The organism is Amycolatopsis sp. NPDC005003 (assembly GCF_053600695.1).
This window is the reverse complement of sequence record NZ_JBSGAI010000053.1, coordinates 40382-56098: the sequence shown is the minus strand read 5'-3', so window position 1 is coordinate 56098 and position 15717 is coordinate 40382. Positions and strand designations below refer to the sequence as shown.

Here is a 15717-nt window from a genome sequence, read left to right as displayed (position 1 = left end):
ACCAGACCCTTGAGCTCGGTGAACTCCGGCCCCATCCGCACCCGCGTCTTGATCCACGACGGCTTCTTCTCGATCGGCGTCTCACTGTTGCGAACTTCCAGACGCAGCAGCTTCCGCCCCTCGGGCTGGGCGCTCATCGGGAAAGGTCCGCGTACAGCGGGTGCTTCGCCGCGAGAGCCTCCACGCGGTCACGCAGCTTCGAGCGCACAGCGTCGTCGAAGTCCGGCTTCAGCGCCTCGGCGATGACGTCGGCGACCTCGGCGAAGTCGTCGGCCTGGAAGCCGCGGGTGGCCAGGGCCGGCGTGCCGATCCGCAGGCCGGAGGTGATCATCGGCGGGCGCGGGTCGAACGGGACGGCGTTGCGGTTGACCGTGATGCCGACCTCGTGCAGCCGGTCCTCGGCCTGCTGGCCGTCCAGAGTGGACTGGACCAGGTCGACGAGCACGAGGTGGACGTCGGTGCCGCCGGTCAGCACCCGCACGCCCGCCTCGGCGCAGTCGGCCTGCGCCAAGCGCGCGGCCAGGATTCGCGAGCCTTCGAGGGTGCGCTGCTGGCGCTCCTTGAACTCCTCGCTCGCGGCGATCTTCAGTGCGACGGCCTTGGCCGCGATGACGTGCTCGAGGGGTCCGCCCTGCTGGCCGGGGAACACCGCCGAGTTGATCTTCTTCGCCAGCTCCTCGCGACTGAGGATGAGGCCGCCGCGCGGGCCGCCGAGGGTCTTGTGCGTGGTCGTGGTGACGATGTCGGCGTGCGGCACCGGCGACGGGTGCAGCCCGGCCGCGACCAGCCCGGCGAAGTGCGCCATGTCCACCATGAGCTTCGCGCCGACCTTGTCGGCGATGCGGCGGAACTCGGCGAAGTCGAGCTGACGCGGGTAGGCGGACCAGCCGGCGATGATCAGCTTCGGCTCGTGCTCGACGGCCAGCCGCTCGATCTCGGCGAGGTCGACGATCCCGGTCTCCTTGTCGACGTGGTAGGCGACGACGTTGTAGAGCTTGCCGGAGAAGTTGATCTTCATCCCGTGCGTCAGGTGCCCGCCGTGCGCCAGGTCGAGGCCGAGGATCGTGTCGCCCGGCTTGAGCACGGCGAACATCGCGGCCGCGTTGGCCTGCGCGCCGGAGTGCGGCTGGACGTTGGCGTGCTCGGCGCCGAAGAGGGCCTTCGCGCGGTCGATGGCGAGCTGCTCGACGACGTCGACGTGCTCGCAGCCGCCGTAGTAGCGGCGGCCGGGGTAGCCCTCGGCGTACTTGTTGGTCAGCACCGAACCCTGCGCCTCGAGCACGCCCACCGGGGCGAAGTTCTCGGAGGCGATCATCTCCAGGGTGGACTGCTGGCGGGTCAGCTCGTCCGCGACGGCCGCGGCGACCTCGGGGTCGACGTCGGCGAGATGGGCGTCGAAAGTCGTCATCAGTTCTCCTGGGTGAGCGCGGCGTACGCGGCGGCGTCGAGCAGGTCGGGCACGTCCCCGGTCAGACGCACCTTCAGGAGCCATCCTTCGGTGTACGGGTCGGAGTTGATGACCTCGGGGGTCTCCGATGTGGTGCCGTTCACCTCGACGACCTCGCCGGAGACCGGCGCGTACAGCTCGCTGACCGACTTGGTCGACTCGACCTCGCCGAACACCTCGCCGGCGGTGATGGCCGAGCCCGCGTCGGGGAGCTGGACGAACACGATGTCACCGAGCGATTCGGCGGCGAAGGCGGTGATGCCGACGGTGGCGATGCCGTCCTCGACCTTCAGCCACTCGTGTTCCTTGGTGTACTGCAGGTTCTCGGGGATGCTCACGGCTGGGAGTCCTTTACGCGCGGGAGTAGAAGGGCAGGGCGACGACCTCGACGGGCTCGATCCTGCCCCGGATGTCGACGGAGAGCTCGGTGCCGGGCTCGGCGTACACCCGATCGACGTACGCCATGGCGATCGGGTAACCCAGCGTGGGCGACAGGGCGCCGCTGGTGACCTCGCCGATTTCGGTGCCGTCGGCCAGGACCGCGTAGCCGTGACGCGGGGCACGCCGCCCGGCACCTTTCAGCCCGACGCGCACGCGCGGGACGTCCTGCTTGGACCGTTCTTCCAGCGCCGCGCGGCCGACGAAGTCGCCCGGCTTCTCGAACTTGACCACGCGACCGAGCCCGGCTTCGAACGGGCTTTGCTCGACGGTGAGTTCGTTGCCGTACAACGGCATCCCGGCTTCCAGCCGCAGCGTGTCGCGGCAGGCGAGACCGGCCGGGACCAGGCCGTGCGGCTCGCCGGCTTCCAGCAGCAGCCGCCACAGGGCCGGCGCCTCGTCCGCGTCGGCGAACAGCTCGAAGCCGTCCTCGCCGGTGTAGCCGGTGCGGGCGAGCAGGACGTCGTGGCCCTTCACCGACGCCGGGACGCTCGCGTAGTACTTGAGCGCGTCCAGGTCGGCGTCGGTGACCGCAGCCAGGATTTCGACGGCCTTCGGCCCCTGGACGGCGATCAGCGCGGTCGTCTCGGACTTGTCGTCGACTTTCGCGTCGAAGCCCGCGACCCGCTCGGCGAGGGCGTCCGCGACGACCTGCGCGTTGCCCGCGTTCGCGACCACCAGGTAGTGCTCGTCGGCCAGCCGGTAGACGACGAGGTCGTCCAGGACGCCGCCGTCGGCGTTGCAGATCATCGTGTACCGCGCCCGGCCCGGCTTGACCCCGGTCAGGTTGCCGACCAGCGCGAAGTCCAGGACGTCGGCCGCCTGCTTGCCGGTGACGTGGATTTCGGCCATGTGCGAGAGGTCGAACAGCCCGGCCGCCTCGCGGACGGCCTTGTGCTCGGCCAGCTCACTGGCGTAGCGGACCGGCATGGACCAGCCGGCGAAGTCGGTGAACAGCGCACCGAGTCCCTTGTGGACTCCGTGCAGGGAGGTTTCGCGAGACATCGTCGCCTTCCGTAGGTGGTCGTGAGTGGTAATTAGGGTTCTAACCCGAATTACCACTCACGAGCCGTACTCGCTGAGGGGCGGGCAGGAGCACACGAGGTTACGGTCGCCGCGGGCGCCGTCGATGCGACGCACCGGGGGCCAGTACTTGTTCTTGCGCGAAACACCCGCCGGGTACACGGCCAACTCCCGGTCGTAGCGCTTGTCCCACTCCCCGACCAGCGTCTCCGCGGTGTGCGGGGCACCCCGCAGCGGCGACTCCTCGGCGGTCCACTTCCCGGCAGCCACCTCGTCGATCTCCGCGCGGATGGCGATCATCGCGTCGCAGAACCGGTCGATCTCGCCCAGGTCCTCGGACTCGGTCGGCTCGACCATCAGCGTGCCCGCGACCGGGAACGACATGGTCGGCGCGTGGAAGCCGTAGTCGATGAGCCGCTTGGCGACGTCGTCGACCGTCACGCCGGTCTCCTTGGTGAGCTGGCGCAGGTCGAGGATGCACTCGTGCGCGACCAGGCCGTCCTGGCCCGTGTAGAGCACCGGGTAGTGCGGCGCCAGCCGCGAAGCCACGTAGTTCGCGGCCAGCACGGCGACCTTGGTGGCCGCGGTCAGGCCGGGCGCACCCATCATCCGGACGTAGGCCCAGGAGATCGGCAGGATCGACGCCGAGCCGTAGGGCGCGCCGCTGATCGGGCCGACGCCGGTTTCCGGGCCGGCGGCGTCGAGCAGCGGGTGGTTCGGCAGGTACGGCGCCAGGTGCGCGCGCACCGCGACCGGGCCGACGCCCGGGCCGCCACCGCCGTGCGGGATGCAGAAGGTCTTGTGCAGGTTCAGGTGCGAGACGTCGCCGCCGAACTCGCCCGGCTTGGCCAAGCCCAGCAGGGCGTTGAGGTTCGCGCCGTCGACGTACACCTGGCCGCCGCCGTCGTGGACGATCTTGGCGAGGGTGTCGATGTCGTGCTCGTACACGCCGTGCGTGGACGGGTACGTGACCATGATCGCCGCGAGGGTGTCCTGGTGGCTGTCCACCTTGGCCCGCAGGTCGTCGAGGTCGACGTTGCCCTCGTCGGTGCACTTGACCACGACCACGCGCATCCCGGCGAGCACCGCGGAAGCCGCGTTGGTGCCGTGCGCGGACGACGGGATCAGGCAGACGTCGCGAGCTTCGTCGCCGTTCGCGCGGTGGTAGGCGCGGATGGCGAGGAGCCCGGCCAGCTCGCCCTGGCTGCCCGCGTTCGGCTGCAGCGACACCTTGTCGTAGCCGGTGACCTCGGCCAGCCAGCCCGCCAGCTGCCCGACCAGCTCGTGGTACCCGGCAGCGTCTTCGGCCGGGGCGAACGGGTGGATGCCCGCGAACTCGCGCCAGCTGATCGGCTCCATCTCGGTGGTGGCGTTGAGCTTCATCGTGCACGAGCCGAGCGGGATCATGCCGCGGTCGAGCGCGTAGTCCAGGTCGGACAGCTTGCGCAGGTAGCGCAGCATCGCCGTCTCGGAGCGGTGGGTGCCGAAGACCTCGTGACCCATGAAGCCGCTCTCGCGGGCCAGGCCGTTCGGCAGCGCGACGCCGTCTTGGACGCTCTCATCGACCCCGAACGCCTTCAGGACCCTCGCGGTGATCGCGGGCGTGCTGACCTCGTCGAAGGCGACGCGGACGTGGTCGGCGTCGACGTGCCCGAGGTTGATGCCTGCCTCGCGGGCGGCCGCGTGGACCTCGGCGGCCTGGCCCGGGACGTGCGCGACGACGGTGTCGAAGAAGGACTCGTGCACGACCTCGACGCCGGTCTTGCGCAGGGCGCCGGCGAAACCCGCGGCGAGACCGTGGACGCGCTGGGCGATCTTCTTCAGGCCGTCCGGGCCGTGGTAGACCGCGTACATCGCGGCCAGCACGGCCGGGAGGACCTGCGCGGTGCAGATGTTGGACGTCGCCTTCTCGCGGCGGATGTGCTGCTCACGCGTCTGCAGCGCAAGGCGGTAAGCGGGGTTGCCGTCGGCGTCGACCGAGACGCCGACCAACCGGCCCGGCAGCGAACGCTCGAGCCCGGCGCGGACGGACATGTACCCCGCGTGCGGGCCGCCGTAGCCGAGCGGGACGCCGAAACGCTGGGTCGACCCCGCGGCGACGTCGGCGCCGAACTCGCCCGGCGCGGTGATCAGGGTGAGGGCGAGCAGGTCGGCGGCGACGGTGAACAGCGCGCCCGCGGCCTTCGCCGACTCGGAAATCGCGTGGTAGAAGCCGCGGCCGCGCAGCACACCCGACGCGCCGGGGTACTGGACGACGACGCCGAAGAACTCGTCCGGCAGGCCGGTGAGCAGGTCGCGGACCTCGACCTCGATGCCGAGCGCCTCGACGCGGGTGCGCACGACGGCGATCGTCTGCGGCAGGCACTCGGCGTCCAGCACGACCTTGTTCGACTTGGACTTCGACGCGCGGCGCATCAGCGTGACGGCCTCGGCGACGGCGGTCGACTCGTCCAGCAGGGAGGCGTTCGCGGTGGCCAGGCCGGTCAGGTCGGCGACCATGGTCTGGAAGTTGAGGAGGGCTTCGAGGCGGCCCTGCGAGATTTCCGGCTGGTAGGGCGTGTACGCGGTGTACCAGGCCGGGTTCTCCAGCACGTTGCGGCGGATCACGCCGGGCGTGACGGTGTCGGAGTAGCCGAGGCCGATCATCTGCGTCATCGGCCGGTTGCGCGCGGCGAGAGCACGCAGCTCCGCGGTGGCGTCCTCTTCGGACGCGGCGGGCGGGAGCCGCAGGTCACGGGTGGCGCGGATGGCGCTCGGGACGGCGGCGCCGACGAGAGCGTCCAGGCTGCCGTAACCGCACTCGGCCAGCATCTTCGCGCGTTCGGCCTCGGACGGACCGATGTGGCGGGCGTCGAACTGCGTTGAAGTGATCGGGAGCTCCTTGGGCCGGGCACACCAGTGCGCTGGGAACTCCCCCTCTGTCATGGCACCTGAGAGTTTCACCGTGTGCGACACGGCTTTCACCTTGGGTGAGACGCGGGTGCGCCTGCTTTCCAGAGTGGCCTCGCGCGAAGCGGTAGCGGATACCTGAGAGATTCCGGGGAGTTTGCTCCTTCGGTGCCCCACCGACTTCGTGAGGGCTCTCCCGCCTCGGCTCGACGGCCCGATCTGCAGTTGTGACGGTCACGGTACCCGGCGCTTCCCGCGGGCGTCCACTTCCTCCGGTCAACACCACATCAGCCTTCGTCGCGGCCTCGACCGGCGACCCGGCGTACCACGCGCCCGGCCAGCGACGGCGGGCGGCGGACGCGGCCGGAGGGCAGGACCAGCCGCTTCAACGGCCCGCCCAGAGGCACCGGCGGGTGGCCGGCGCCGAGCAGCACCTGCTCGACGATCTGCTCGGCGTGCCACGCCACCGAGTCGTTGAGGCGGTCCAGGGACGGGCGGTCGCCGTCGAAGATGTCCTCGTCGGCCAGCGTCACCTCGAAGTACGCACAGCCCGGCGGGACCTCGATGGCGTCCTCGATCGCGCGAGCGCCGTCGAGGGGGTCCGCGAACCCCGCTTCGAGCAGCGCCGACCGGTAGATCCGGGCCGCCCGCGCGCGCATCCGCGGGCCGTAGCGGACGACGACCGGGAGGCGGCCGGTCAGGTCCGGCACGGCCAGGCCGTGCAGCAGCATGATCGGCGGCACCGAGTGCACCAGCCGCGGCGCGGGTTCGGCCAGCTCGCGGGCGGTGAGGCGGACCCGGTCGGCCATCGCGTCCGGGAGGCCGGAGTAGCGGAAGTCGACGTTGCCGAACCCGAGCCCGTCGGCGACCAGCGACGCCAGCAGCTCGCCGTAGCCCCAGATCGGCGACAGCACGACCACCGGCGGCGCGGCGACCACCGGCGACGGCGCGGGCGGCCGCGTCGCCTCCTGCTCGGGCACCTGGATCACCAGCCGCGGCGGCTCGTGCCAGTCGTGCACCTCCGCCACCCGCCAGTACAGCCCGAGCGGCCGCCACAGCTCGCCGAGGACGTCGTGCTCGATGATGCGGCGCACCTCGGCGTCGTCGAAGGGCAGGTCCCGCGGCGGCACGATCCCGACGTAGTGGTGGTAGGTGACGCGGACCTCGTCGCCGCGGGTGGCCGACCGGATCCGCATCTCCCAGTCGATCGGCGACGCCGCGATCGCGTTCGCCACCTGCGTGCCGGGCGAGGAGTAGACCAGCGCGGTGGCCTGCCGGAGGAACTGCCCCGCGCGGTCGATGCCCTCCCGCAGCGCCTTCGCCGCCTGGGCGACGTGCACCGGGCTTGCGAGGCTCTCGGGCAGGACGCCGGCGACGCGCAGCAGCTCGGCCTCGCTCAGCCCGGTGACCTCGGCGAGCTGGGCCCAGTGGTCGAACACCGTCACCTTCGGCGCGTGCCGGTGTTCGATCCAGCTGCGCAGGGTCGACGTCGGAACGCCGATGCGCCTGGCCGCCTCGTCCAGGGAGAGGCCCCGCGAACGGATGCCGGCCCGGACCGCTTCCGCCCACTCGTCGGCGCGCCAGTGCGTCACCTCACAAAGCTAACGAAACCCGCTAGCTTTGCGCAGGGACAAACCGCCCAGGCGCGCCCGACGCTGGTCACCATGACCACCACCGTGATCGCCCTCACCCTGATCGTCGGCACGCTGACCTTCGCTGCCGGCGCGTTCCTCGCCTCCGAGATCGCCACCCGGATCCTGCGCCGCCGGGAGAAGGAGATCTCCGAAGAGCGCAAGAAGCTCAACGCCGCCTGGCGCTACCTGCGGGAGGTCTACGACGTCAAGAAGAAGACCAAGCGTTAGAGCGGGGTGACGTACGCGCCGGAGATGCCGCCGTCGACCAGGAACTGCGACGCCGTGATGAAGCTGGCGTCGTCGCTGGCCAGGAACGCCACCGCCGCCGCGATCTCCGACGGCTCGGCGAACCGGCCGACCGGCACGTGCACCAGCCGCCGCGCCGCGCGTTCCGGGTCCTTGGCGAACAGCTCCTTGAGCAGCGGGGTGTTCACCGGCCCCGGGCACAGCGCGTTGACCCGGATGTTCTCCCGCGCGAACTGCACGCCGAGCTCGCGGCTCATCGCCAGCACGCCGCCCTTCGACGCGGTGTAGGAGATCTGCGACGTCGCCGCGCCCATCACCGCGACGAACGACGCGGTGTTGATGATGGACCCGCGGCCCTGGCGCTGCATGTGCGGCAGGACGGCCTTGCAGCAGTGGTACACCGACGTCAGGTTGACCCGCTGCACGCGGTCCCACGCCTCGATGCCGGTGGTCAGGATCGAGTCGTCCTCCGGCGGCGAGATGCCGGCGTTGTTGAACGCGACGTCGACCGAGCCGAACTGCTCGACCGTGCTGTGGAACAGGTTCTCGACCTGCTCGGCGTCGGTGACGTCGGTCTGGATGAACGCGCCGCCGATCTCGTCGGCGGCCGCCTTGCCCTCGGCCGGCGAGAGGTCCGCGATGACGACCTTCGCGCCTTCGCTCGCCAGGCGCCGGGCCGAGGCGAGCCCGATGCCGCTGGCGCCGCCGGTGATGACCGCGACGCGGCCTTCGAAACGCTGGACCATTACTCCTCCGTGCTCAGAAAGACGTTCTTGGTTTCGGTGAACGCCGCGGCGGCGTCCGGGCCGAGCTCGCGGCCCAGGCCGGACTGCTTGAAGCCGCCGAACGGCGTCCAGTAGCGCACCGACGAGTGCGAGTTCACCGAGAGGTTGCCGGATTCGACGCCCCGCGCAACCCGGAACGCCCGGCCGGCGTCGCGGGTCCAGATCGATCCCGACAGGCCGTACTCGGTCGCGTTGGCCATCCGGACCGCGTCGGCCTCCTCCCCGAACGGCACCACGGCGACGACCGGGCCGAAGACCTCCTCGGCCGCGACCGGGTGCCGCAGGTCCGGCGGGGTGACGACGGTCGGCGGGAACCAGAAGCCACGGCCCTCGGGGGCGGTGCCGCGGAACGCGACCGGCGCGTCGTCGGGCACGTAGGAGGCGACCTTCGCCCGGTGCGCGGCCGAGATCAGCGGGCCCATCTCGGTCTTCTCGTCGCCGGGGTCGCCGACGACGACGCCGTGCACCGCCGGTTCGAGCAGCTCCATGAAGCGGTCGTACGCGCTGGCCTGCACGAGGATCAGCGACCGGGCGCAGCAGTCCTGGCCGGCGTTGTCGAAGACGCCGTAGGGCGCGGTCGCCGCGGCCTTCTCCAGGTCGGAGTCGGCGAAGACGATGTTGGCGTTCTTGCCGCCGAGCTCCAGCGTCACGCGCTTCACCTGCGCCGCGCAGCCCGCCATGATCTGCTTGCCGACCTCGGTGGAGCCGGTGAAGACGACCTTGCGCACGGCCGGGTTCTCGACGAACCGCTGCCCGACCACGGAACCCTTGCCGGGCAGCACCTGGAAGACGTCCTCCGGGATGCCCGCCTCGCGCGCCAGCTCGGCCAGCCTGATGGCCGTGAGCGGTGTCAGCTCGGCGGGCTTGAGGACGACGGCGTTGCCGGCGGCGAGAGCGGGCGCGAAGCCCCAGCCCGCGATCGGCATCGGGAAGTTCCACGGGACGATCACGCCCACCACACCCAGGGGCTCCTGGAAGGTGACGTTGATGCCGCCGGGTACCGGGATCTGCTTGCCGATCAGGCGTTCCGGGGCGGCGGAGTAGTAGTTGAGGACGTCCCGGACGTTGCCCGCCTCCCAGCGGGCGTTGCCGATGGTGTGCCCGGAGTTCTCGACCTCCAGCCGGGCGAGGTGCTCGATGTCGGCCTCGACGGCGTCGGCGAAGCGGCGCAGCAGCCGCGCGCGGTCGCCCGGCGTGACGTCGCGCCACGCCGGGAAGGCCGCGTGGGCGCGGGCGATCGCCGCGTCGGTCTCCTCCGCGCTGGTCAGGGGGACGCTCCGCACCACCTCCTCGGTGGCCGGGTTGAGGACGTCGAAGGTCGTCATCTACTTCTCCTTGCTCGCGTCGACGAGAGCCTGGAACAGCCGGACGTCGTCGGTGTCCTGCTCGGGGTGCCACTGGACGCCCAGGGTGAACTCACCGGGTAGTTCAGCGGCCTCGATGGTGCCGTCGGCGGCCCAGCCGACCGCCTCGAGGCCGGTGCCGAGCCGGTCGATCGCCTGGTGGTGGTAGCAGAGTGTCTTGGTTTCGGGGCCGAGGATCGCCGCCGCCCGGCTGCCCTCGGCGAGCGTGACCGTGCCCCGGCCGAACGTTGCCGGCGCGGGCTGGTGGTCGGTGGTGCCGCTTTCGGGCAGGTGCTGGGTGAGGGTGCCGCCGAGGGCGACGCTCATCACCTGCAGGCCGCGGCACACGCCGAGCACCGGCTTGCCCGCCTGGCGCGCGGCGGCGAACAGGCCGAACTCGAAGGCGTCCCGCTCGAGGCGGACGTAGGTGGCCGGGTGCGGCTCGTGGCCGTAGCGCTCCGGCTCGATGTCGGCGCCGCCGGTGAGCACCAGGCCGTCCACAGTGGACACGAGCCGCTCGTATGCGGCGGACACCGGGGGCAGCAGCACCGGGATGCCACCAGCCGCGACCACGCAGTCGACGTAAACGCGGTGTAGCAGCACGGCTTCGGTGTCCCAGACCAGGAATTTCGCGGGTTCGAGGTAGCTGGTGAGCCCGATGACGGGCCTAAAGTCGCTCGAAGCCACGGATCAGCTCCCAGTCGGTGACGGCGGCGTTGTAGGCGTCGATCTCGATCTTCGCCGCGTTCAGGTAGTGGTCGACGACCTCGTCGCCGAAGGCCGCGCGCGCCAGGTCGCTGCCGGCCAGTGCCGCGGCGGCTTCGGGCAGCGTCGTCGGCACGGTGCCCCGGTCGGAGTTGTAGGCGTTGCCGGTGAACGGCTCTTCGAGCTCCAGCTCGTTCTCGATGCCGTGGAGCCCGGCGGCGATGAGCGCGGCGACGGCGAGGTACGGGTTGACGTCCCCGCCCGGCACGCGGTTCTCGACGCGCAGCGACTCGCCGTGGCCGACGACGCGCAGCGCGCAGGTGCGGTTGTCGGTGCCCCAGGCGATGGCGGTCGGCGCGAAGCTGCCGGGCACGAACCGCTTGTAGGAGTTGACGTTCGGCGCGAAGAAGTACGTCAGCTCGTGCAGCGCGGCGAGCTGGCCGGCGAGGAAGTGCTCCATCAGCTTCGAGAAGCCGTGTTCACTGTCCCCGGCCAGCACGGCCCGGCCTTCGGTGGAGCGCAGGCTGATGTGGATGTGGCAGGAGTTGCCCTCGCGCTCGTTGTACTTCGCCATGAAGGTGAGGCTCTTGCCCTCCTGCGCGGCGATCTCCTTGGCGCCGTTCTTGTAGACGCTGTGGTTGTCGCAGGTGGCGAGCGCGTCGGTGTAGCGGAAGGCGATCTCCTGCTGGCCGGGGTTGCACTCGCCCTTGGCGGACTCGGGGTAGAGCCCGGCGCCGGCCATGTCGTTGCGGATGCGGCGCAGCAGCGGCTCCAGGCGCGCGGTGCCGAGCATCGAGTAGTCGACGTTGTACTGGTTGGCGGGCTTGAGGCCGTGGTAGCGCTTGTCCCAGGCCGTCTCGTAGGTGTCGTCGAAGACGATGAACTCGAGCTCGGTGCCGACGAAGGCGGCGAGCCCGCGTTCGGCGAGCCGGTCGAGCTGCCGGCGCAGGATCTGCCGCGGCGACACCGCGACCGGGCCGCCCTGCACGCGCTCGACGTCGGCGAGGACCAGCGCGGTGCCCTCGTGCCAGGGGATCTCCCGCAGCGTCTCGAGGTCGGGACGCAGCACGAAGTCGCCGTAGCCGCTCTCCCAGGAGGAGAGCGCGTAGCCGTCGACGGTGTTCATGTCGACGTCGACGGCGAGCAGGTAGTTGCAGGCCTCGGTGGCGTGGCCGACGACCTCGTCCAGGAAGTACTCGGCCGAGCAGCGCTTGCCCTGCAGCCTGCCCTGCATGTCGGTGAGCGCGACGAGCACGGTGTCGATCGTGCCCGCGTCCACGCGCGCCCGGAGTTCGTCGAGCGTGAGCATGCCTCGCCTGCGTGCCATCGGTCGCCCCAAAGGTTTGGTATGAATCCTTTGCCGGTCCTTCCTACCCGGTGAGCGGGGCGCGGTCAACCCGAACAAAGGTATCTTTTTGAACCATTGCGGCGGCGGTCGGATTGTCCGGGTTGCCCGGCTGAGAAGAGTCTGTGAATTCGCCCGTCCGGGAGGAAAACCGGGGTGCCCGCACGTTGAACGGGACAAGAGAGGTGAGATCGATGACCACAGCATTCACGCAGCAGACCACGATCGGACAGCAGCAGGCCCGGCCCCAGCTGCCGACCCTGCCCACCGGCTGGCCGATCGGTTCGTACGAGTCCTACGAGCAGGCACAGCGGGCGGTCGACCACCTCGCGGGCGCGGACTTCCCCGTCACCGACGTCACGATCGTGGGCGTGGAACCGATGCTCGTCGAGCGGGTCGCGGGCAAGATGTCCTGGGGCCGCGTGCTGAGCAGCGCGGCGACGTCCGGCGCGCTGTTCGGCCTGTTCCTCGGCCTGATGCTCAGCCTGCTCAACCCGGGCGCGGGCCTGGTCCCGATCGTGATCGGCCTCGTCGCCGGTCTCGGGTTCAACCTGCTGTTCGGTGCGCTGGGCTACGCGGTGAACCGGAACAAGCGCGGGTTCATCTCGCAGAGCCAGCTGGTGGCCCGCCGGTACGACGTCCTGTCCCAGCCACGCAACGCCGAGAAGGGGCGCGCACTGCTGGCAGACCTCGCGGCGCGCAGCGCGTTCGGCCACTGATCCGGGTAGATAGCGAAGGCCGCCTCCTGCGGGAGGCGGCCTTCGCCTTATCCGGGCAGCCGCCGTGCCAGCCGCACCCCCCAACCGCCATGCCCCCGCAGCCGCCGTGCCAGCCGTGCCCCGGCAGCCGCCGTGCCCCGCCGCGTCCGGCAGCCACCGCGCCCGAGCAGCCCGCGTCCAGGCGGCTGGCGTGCCCAAGCAGCCCCGCGCCCGAGCAGTCTGCTTGTCGGTCCGACCGGCCGCCGTCCTCGGGCGCCCCGTGTCTGAGCAGCCCCCGATTCCACGCTACCGGGCAGGTCCGACGGTTCCGGCCGTCCTTGCCACGTACAGCCCGGGTTGTCCACAACACCGGGCGAAACACCCCGGTTGTCCACACAAGCCCGCCCGGTGGCCCGAAACCGTCGGTGCCCGCCGGTAGCGTGGAATCGGGGGCTGCTCAGGTGCCCGACGACACCGTCGGCGCGTCCGGGATCTCCGCCGAGGCGGGGTCTGGCTCCTCCGGGCGGCCCGCGCGCAGCAGCTCACCCCAGCGCGCCCGGTCGTACTCGGCCGGCGGCGTCTCCGCCAAGAACTCGCGCAGGACCTCCAGGAACTGCTTCGGCGCCGAGCGGTGCGGGAAGTGGCCCGCCCCCTCGAAGAGCACCAGCCGACTGCCAGGCATCGCCCGGTGCGCGCGCAGCGCGTGGCCGCTCGGCACCACCCGGTCCTCCGTGCCCCACACCAGCAGCGTCGGGATCCCCTGCGTGAGGTAGCACCGGTCCAGCATGTTGACGACCTGCCCACGCCAGTCGACGACCGAGCGCAGCGTCCGCAGGAACGCCGACCGCGTGCCCGGCTCGACCAGGCGGAGGTAACGCGCGACCACGTAGTCGAGGTCGTCGGAGATCCGCAGTGTCTCGGCCAGCTTGCGCAGCACCGGCAACGCCGGCTGCGCTCCCAGCAGCGGCAGCAGCAGCCCCGCGCCCGGCGCCGCGGCCAGCCGCAGCAGCGGGTGGACGCTCGCGCCGACCCCGCCCGAGCCCACCAGCACCAGGCGTTCGCAGCGTTCCGGGAACTGGTAGGCGAACTGCATGGCGACGCCGCCGCCGAGGGAGTGCCCGACCACCGTCACCCGGTCGACGTCGAGGGTGGTCAGCAGGTCGCGCATGCCGCACGCGTACGCGGCAACCGAGTAGTCCGCGCGCGGTTTCGCCGAAAAGCCGTGGCCGAGCAGGTCGGGTGCGATGACCGTGAAGTCGTCCGCCAGCGACTCCAGCAGATCCAGCCACGTCGACGAGTCGTCGCCGATGCCGTGCAGGAAGAGCAGCGCGGGGCCGCGCCCGGCCATCCGGTACGCGCGCTCGTAGCCGTGGACCACCCTGGTCTGCGGGGCGAAGGCTTCCGGAAGCACCCGCCCAGCTCAACACGCCCGCGTTGGCGGGACGTTTCGCGCGCGTTCGGATTGGGTGAACGCCAGGAGCGGCCCCGACCGGCGCTCCTGGCGTTCGTTCCCCCTACCGCGTCGGCGTCGGTGACGCCGGTGGCGTGCTGGTCGAAGGTGGCGTGGTGGTCGCGGACGGCGTGGTGGTCGAGGGCACCGTCACCTTCGGGATCGCCGCGCTGAACGGCACGCCCGCCAGCTCGCGGCAGGCTCCGCGGTAGCCGTTGTAGCCGTTGTAGTTGCCCTGGTCGTCGGTGACGCCCTGCTCGATCTTCGGCCGGGGGAACCGGTTGTCCTCACCGATCTTCTGCCTGCTGCCGGTCGCGCGCTCGCAGCCGTAGCGAGTCAGCGTCAGCGGCCTGCCCTGCTCGTCGTAGAGGTAGACCTCGGTCAGCGGCTTACCCTCGGCATCGAAGGCGTAGACGTTCTCGATGTCGCGGCCGCCGTAGGTCAGCTGGTCGTTGCCGTAGTGATCCGCCGTGGACGAGTAGTACGGCGGCGGACCCGAGTAGGAGCTCCCGCGGGCGAAGAGGTCGATCGCGGCGCCGAAGCCGCCCAGCCCGCCGCCGATGACGAACGCCGAGATCGGCACGGCCACCCACAGCAGCCGCCGGTCGCTCCGCACCCGCGGGCCGGCCCACAACGCCCCGACGGCCGCGAGGATCAGGAACGGCAGCAACAGCACCCCGCTCCGGCGCTGCAGCGTGAACAGCAGCCCGAGCGCGACCAGCGCGACCGCGCACAGCACCCACCACGCCGGCTTGAGCGAACCGAGGTAGCGCAGGAACTTGCCGGCGTCCTCCTGCGCACGACCCTTGGCCATGGTGTCGCGCAGCCACCCGACTTCCGGCAGGGCCAGCACCGGCTCGACCCCGCCGCGCAGCAGCAGCACCAGGCTGACGAGGAAGACCGGCGCGAACAGGAACAGGCCGACGAAGGCATCGGGACTGCGGGAGACGGTGGCGCCGAACGCGAGCATGGCGAGCCCCAGCGCGCAGAACACCAGGCCCCACAACGCGATCCGCGGCTTCACCAGGCTGGGCGCGGCCGTGGCGAGCACCTGCGTGGCGTCCTCCCCCGGCGCCGGGTACCCCCCGGACGCGCGCAGCTCGGCGGCGTAGCTCTCGGGGGTCCCGAGCCGTTCGATGAGGGCCTCGACGCGGGCGCCTTCCCCCAGCTCGGCCTCCAGTTCCGCCAGGTGCGGGCGGACGTCTTCGAGGATCTCTTCGATCTCGCTCGCGGGCAGGTCGGCGAGCGCGGTCCGGACCCGCGCCAGATACACCCGCACGGCGGTCGGCTTGTCGCTCATGCTGCCTCTCCCAAAAGCACGTTCATCGTCGATGCGAAGCTCTGCCACGTCTTGCCGGACTCCGCCAGCCGGACCCGGCCCGGCTCGTTCAGGCTGTAGTACTTGCGGTGCGGTCCCTCTTCACTGGGAACCACGTACGAGGTCAGCAGGCCTGCCTTGTAGAGCCTGCGCAACGTCCCGTACACCGACGCGTCCCCCACCTCGTCCAGGCCGGCGGCCCGGAGTCTTCTCAGTACGTCGTACCCGTAGCCGTCCTCGTCGCGGAGCACCGCGAGAACGGCGAGATCGAGCACGCCCTTGAGCAGCTGACTGATCTCCACTGCACCCTCCAGTCTTACGCTTGGGAAGGTACCACGCATTGCGCAGTAGTGTGCACGGCGGAGGGCCATCGGCGCGCCGAGCCCGGGCAACCTC

The 15717-nt window shown here is 71.0% G+C and carries 14 protein-coding genes, 1 pseudogene and 1 riboswitch; of the genes and pseudogenes, 2 read left to right on the top strand and 13 right to left on the bottom strand.

Going from position 1 to position 15717, the window contains the following annotated elements; genetic code table 11:
* From ACWED2_RS40955 to ACWED2_RS40930, 6 genes and pseudogenes are all read right to left on the bottom strand, one after another.
* A pseudogene (locus tag ACWED2_RS40955) lies at positions 1 to 137 on the bottom strand (lipoyl synthase); the annotation flags it as partial.
* Entirely contained in the window at positions 134 to 1408 is a 1275-nt protein-coding gene (gene glyA, locus ACWED2_RS40950) for a serine hydroxymethyltransferase (RefSeq protein WP_449695902.1), read from the bottom strand. The gene glyA and the pseudogene ACWED2_RS40955, both read right to left, overlap by 4 nt.
* Complete coding sequence (gene gcvH / locus ACWED2_RS40945; protein WP_449695901.1) at positions 1408 to 1785, bottom strand: glycine cleavage system protein GcvH; 378 nt, start codon at positions 1783 to 1785, stop codon at positions 1408 to 1410. Before gcvH ends, glyA begins: the two co-directional genes overlap by 1 nt.
* 13 nt (positions 1786 to 1798) lie before the next feature.
* Complete coding sequence (gene gcvT, locus ACWED2_RS40940; RefSeq protein ID WP_449695900.1) at positions 1799 to 2890, bottom strand: glycine cleavage system aminomethyltransferase GcvT; 1092 nt, start codon at positions 2888 to 2890, stop codon at positions 1799 to 1801.
* Between the two features lie 57 nt (positions 2891 to 2947).
* Positions 2948 to 5779 (bottom strand): aminomethyl-transferring glycine dehydrogenase, encoded by a 2832-nt coding sequence (gene gcvP / locus ACWED2_RS40935; RefSeq protein ID WP_449695905.1) that lies wholly within the window; start codon positions 5777 to 5779, stop codon positions 2948 to 2950.
* A gap of 133 nt (positions 5780 to 5912) precedes the next feature.
* Positions 5913 to 6006, bottom strand: a riboswitch (glycine riboswitch).
* Between the two features lie 78 nt (positions 6007 to 6084).
* Positions 6085 to 7389 (bottom strand): helix-turn-helix domain-containing protein, encoded by a 1305-nt coding sequence (locus ACWED2_RS40930; protein ID WP_449695899.1) that lies wholly within the window; start codon positions 7387 to 7389, stop codon positions 6085 to 6087.
* Between the two features lie 72 nt (positions 7390 to 7461).
* Between ACWED2_RS40930 and ACWED2_RS40925 the strand changes: the two genes are divergently transcribed.
* Positions 7462 to 7659: a hypothetical protein gene (locus tag ACWED2_RS40925; RefSeq protein ID WP_449695898.1), complete on the top strand. Its 198-nt coding sequence runs from the start codon at positions 7462 to 7464 to the stop codon at positions 7657 to 7659.
* On the opposite strand, the gene ACWED2_RS40920 is transcribed toward ACWED2_RS40925, so the two are convergent.
* From ACWED2_RS40920 to ACWED2_RS40905, 4 genes are read right to left on the bottom strand one after another with little or no spacing between them, the layout of a single operon-like run.
* Complete coding sequence (locus ACWED2_RS40920) at positions 7656 to 8423, bottom strand: 3-oxoacyl-ACP reductase (RefSeq protein WP_410606232.1); 768 nt, start codon at positions 8421 to 8423, stop codon at positions 7656 to 7658. The genes ACWED2_RS40925 and ACWED2_RS40920 overlap by 4 nt on opposite strands.
* The gene (locus ACWED2_RS40915) at positions 8423 to 9787 is read right to left on the bottom strand and encodes an aldehyde dehydrogenase family protein (RefSeq protein WP_449695897.1); all 1365 of its coding nucleotides are present in this window, start codon (positions 9785 to 9787) and stop codon (positions 8423 to 8425) included. Before ACWED2_RS40915 ends, ACWED2_RS40920 begins: the two co-directional genes overlap by 1 nt.
* A complete protein-coding gene (locus tag ACWED2_RS40910; RefSeq protein ID WP_449695896.1) occupies positions 9788 to 10492 on the bottom strand; it encodes a gamma-glutamyl-gamma-aminobutyrate hydrolase family protein in 705 nt (234 codons plus the stop codon).
* On the bottom strand, positions 10473 to 11837 hold the full coding sequence (locus ACWED2_RS40905) for a glutamine synthetase family protein (protein ID WP_449695895.1): 1365 nt from the start codon (positions 11835 to 11837) through the stop codon (positions 10473 to 10475). Before ACWED2_RS40905 ends, ACWED2_RS40910 begins: the two co-directional genes overlap by 20 nt.
* A gap of 212 nt (positions 11838 to 12049) precedes the next feature.
* Between ACWED2_RS40905 and ACWED2_RS40900 the strand changes: the two genes are divergently transcribed.
* Positions 12050 to 12574 (top strand): general stress protein, encoded by a 525-nt coding sequence (locus ACWED2_RS40900; RefSeq protein ID WP_449659025.1) that lies wholly within the window; start codon positions 12050 to 12052, stop codon positions 12572 to 12574.
* Positions 12575 to 13010: 436 nt separating this feature from the next.
* Here ACWED2_RS40900 and ACWED2_RS40895 read toward each other — a convergent pair whose 3' ends face one another.
* The 3 genes from ACWED2_RS40895 to ACWED2_RS40885 form a co-directional block, all read right to left on the bottom strand.
* A complete protein-coding gene (locus ACWED2_RS40895) occupies positions 13011 to 13901 on the bottom strand; it encodes an alpha/beta fold hydrolase (RefSeq protein ID WP_449695904.1) in 891 nt (296 codons plus the stop codon).
* A gap of 166 nt (positions 13902 to 14067) precedes the next feature.
* The gene (locus tag ACWED2_RS40890; protein WP_449695894.1) at positions 14068 to 15303 is read right to left on the bottom strand and encodes a DUF1700 domain-containing protein; all 1236 of its coding nucleotides are present in this window, start codon (positions 15301 to 15303) and stop codon (positions 14068 to 14070) included.
* Complete coding sequence (locus ACWED2_RS40885) at positions 15300 to 15623, bottom strand: PadR family transcriptional regulator (RefSeq protein ID WP_360169097.1); 324 nt, start codon at positions 15621 to 15623, stop codon at positions 15300 to 15302. The genes ACWED2_RS40890 and ACWED2_RS40885 overlap by 4 nt, the downstream gene beginning before the upstream one ends.
* Positions 15624 to 15717: the final 94 nt, after the last annotated feature.

Coding starts and splice junctions, on each gene's coding strand:
- ACWED2_RS40915 (WP_449695897.1), bottom strand. CDS start 9,787: ATGACGACCTTCGACGTCCTCAACCCGGCCACCGAGGAGGTGGTGCGG.
- ACWED2_RS40925 (WP_449695898.1), top strand. CDS start 7,462: ATGACCACCACCGTGATCGCCCTCACCCTGATCGTCGGCACGCTGACC.
- gcvT (WP_449695900.1), bottom strand. CDS start 2,890: ATGTCTCGCGAAACCTCCCTGCACGGAGTCCACAAGGGACTCGGTGCG.
- ACWED2_RS40895 (WP_449695904.1), bottom strand. CDS start 13,901: ATGGCCGGGCGCGGCCCCGCGCTGCTCTTCCTGCACGGCATCGGCGAC.
- ACWED2_RS40920 (WP_410606232.1), bottom strand. CDS start 8,423: ATGGTCCAGCGTTTCGAAGGCCGCGTCGCGGTCATCACCGGCGGCGCC.
- ACWED2_RS40905 (WP_449695895.1), bottom strand. CDS start 11,837: ATGGCACGCAGGCGAGGCATGCTCACGCTCGACGAACTCCGGGCGCGC.
- ACWED2_RS40890 (WP_449695894.1), bottom strand. CDS start 15,303: ATGAGCGACAAGCCGACCGCCGTGCGGGTGTATCTGGCGCGGGTCCGG.
- ACWED2_RS40900 (WP_449659025.1), top strand. CDS start 12,050: ATGACCACAGCATTCACGCAGCAGACCACGATCGGACAGCAGCAGGCC.
- glyA (WP_449695902.1), bottom strand. CDS start 1,408: ATGACGACTTTCGACGCCCATCTCGCCGACGTCGACCCCGAGGTCGCC.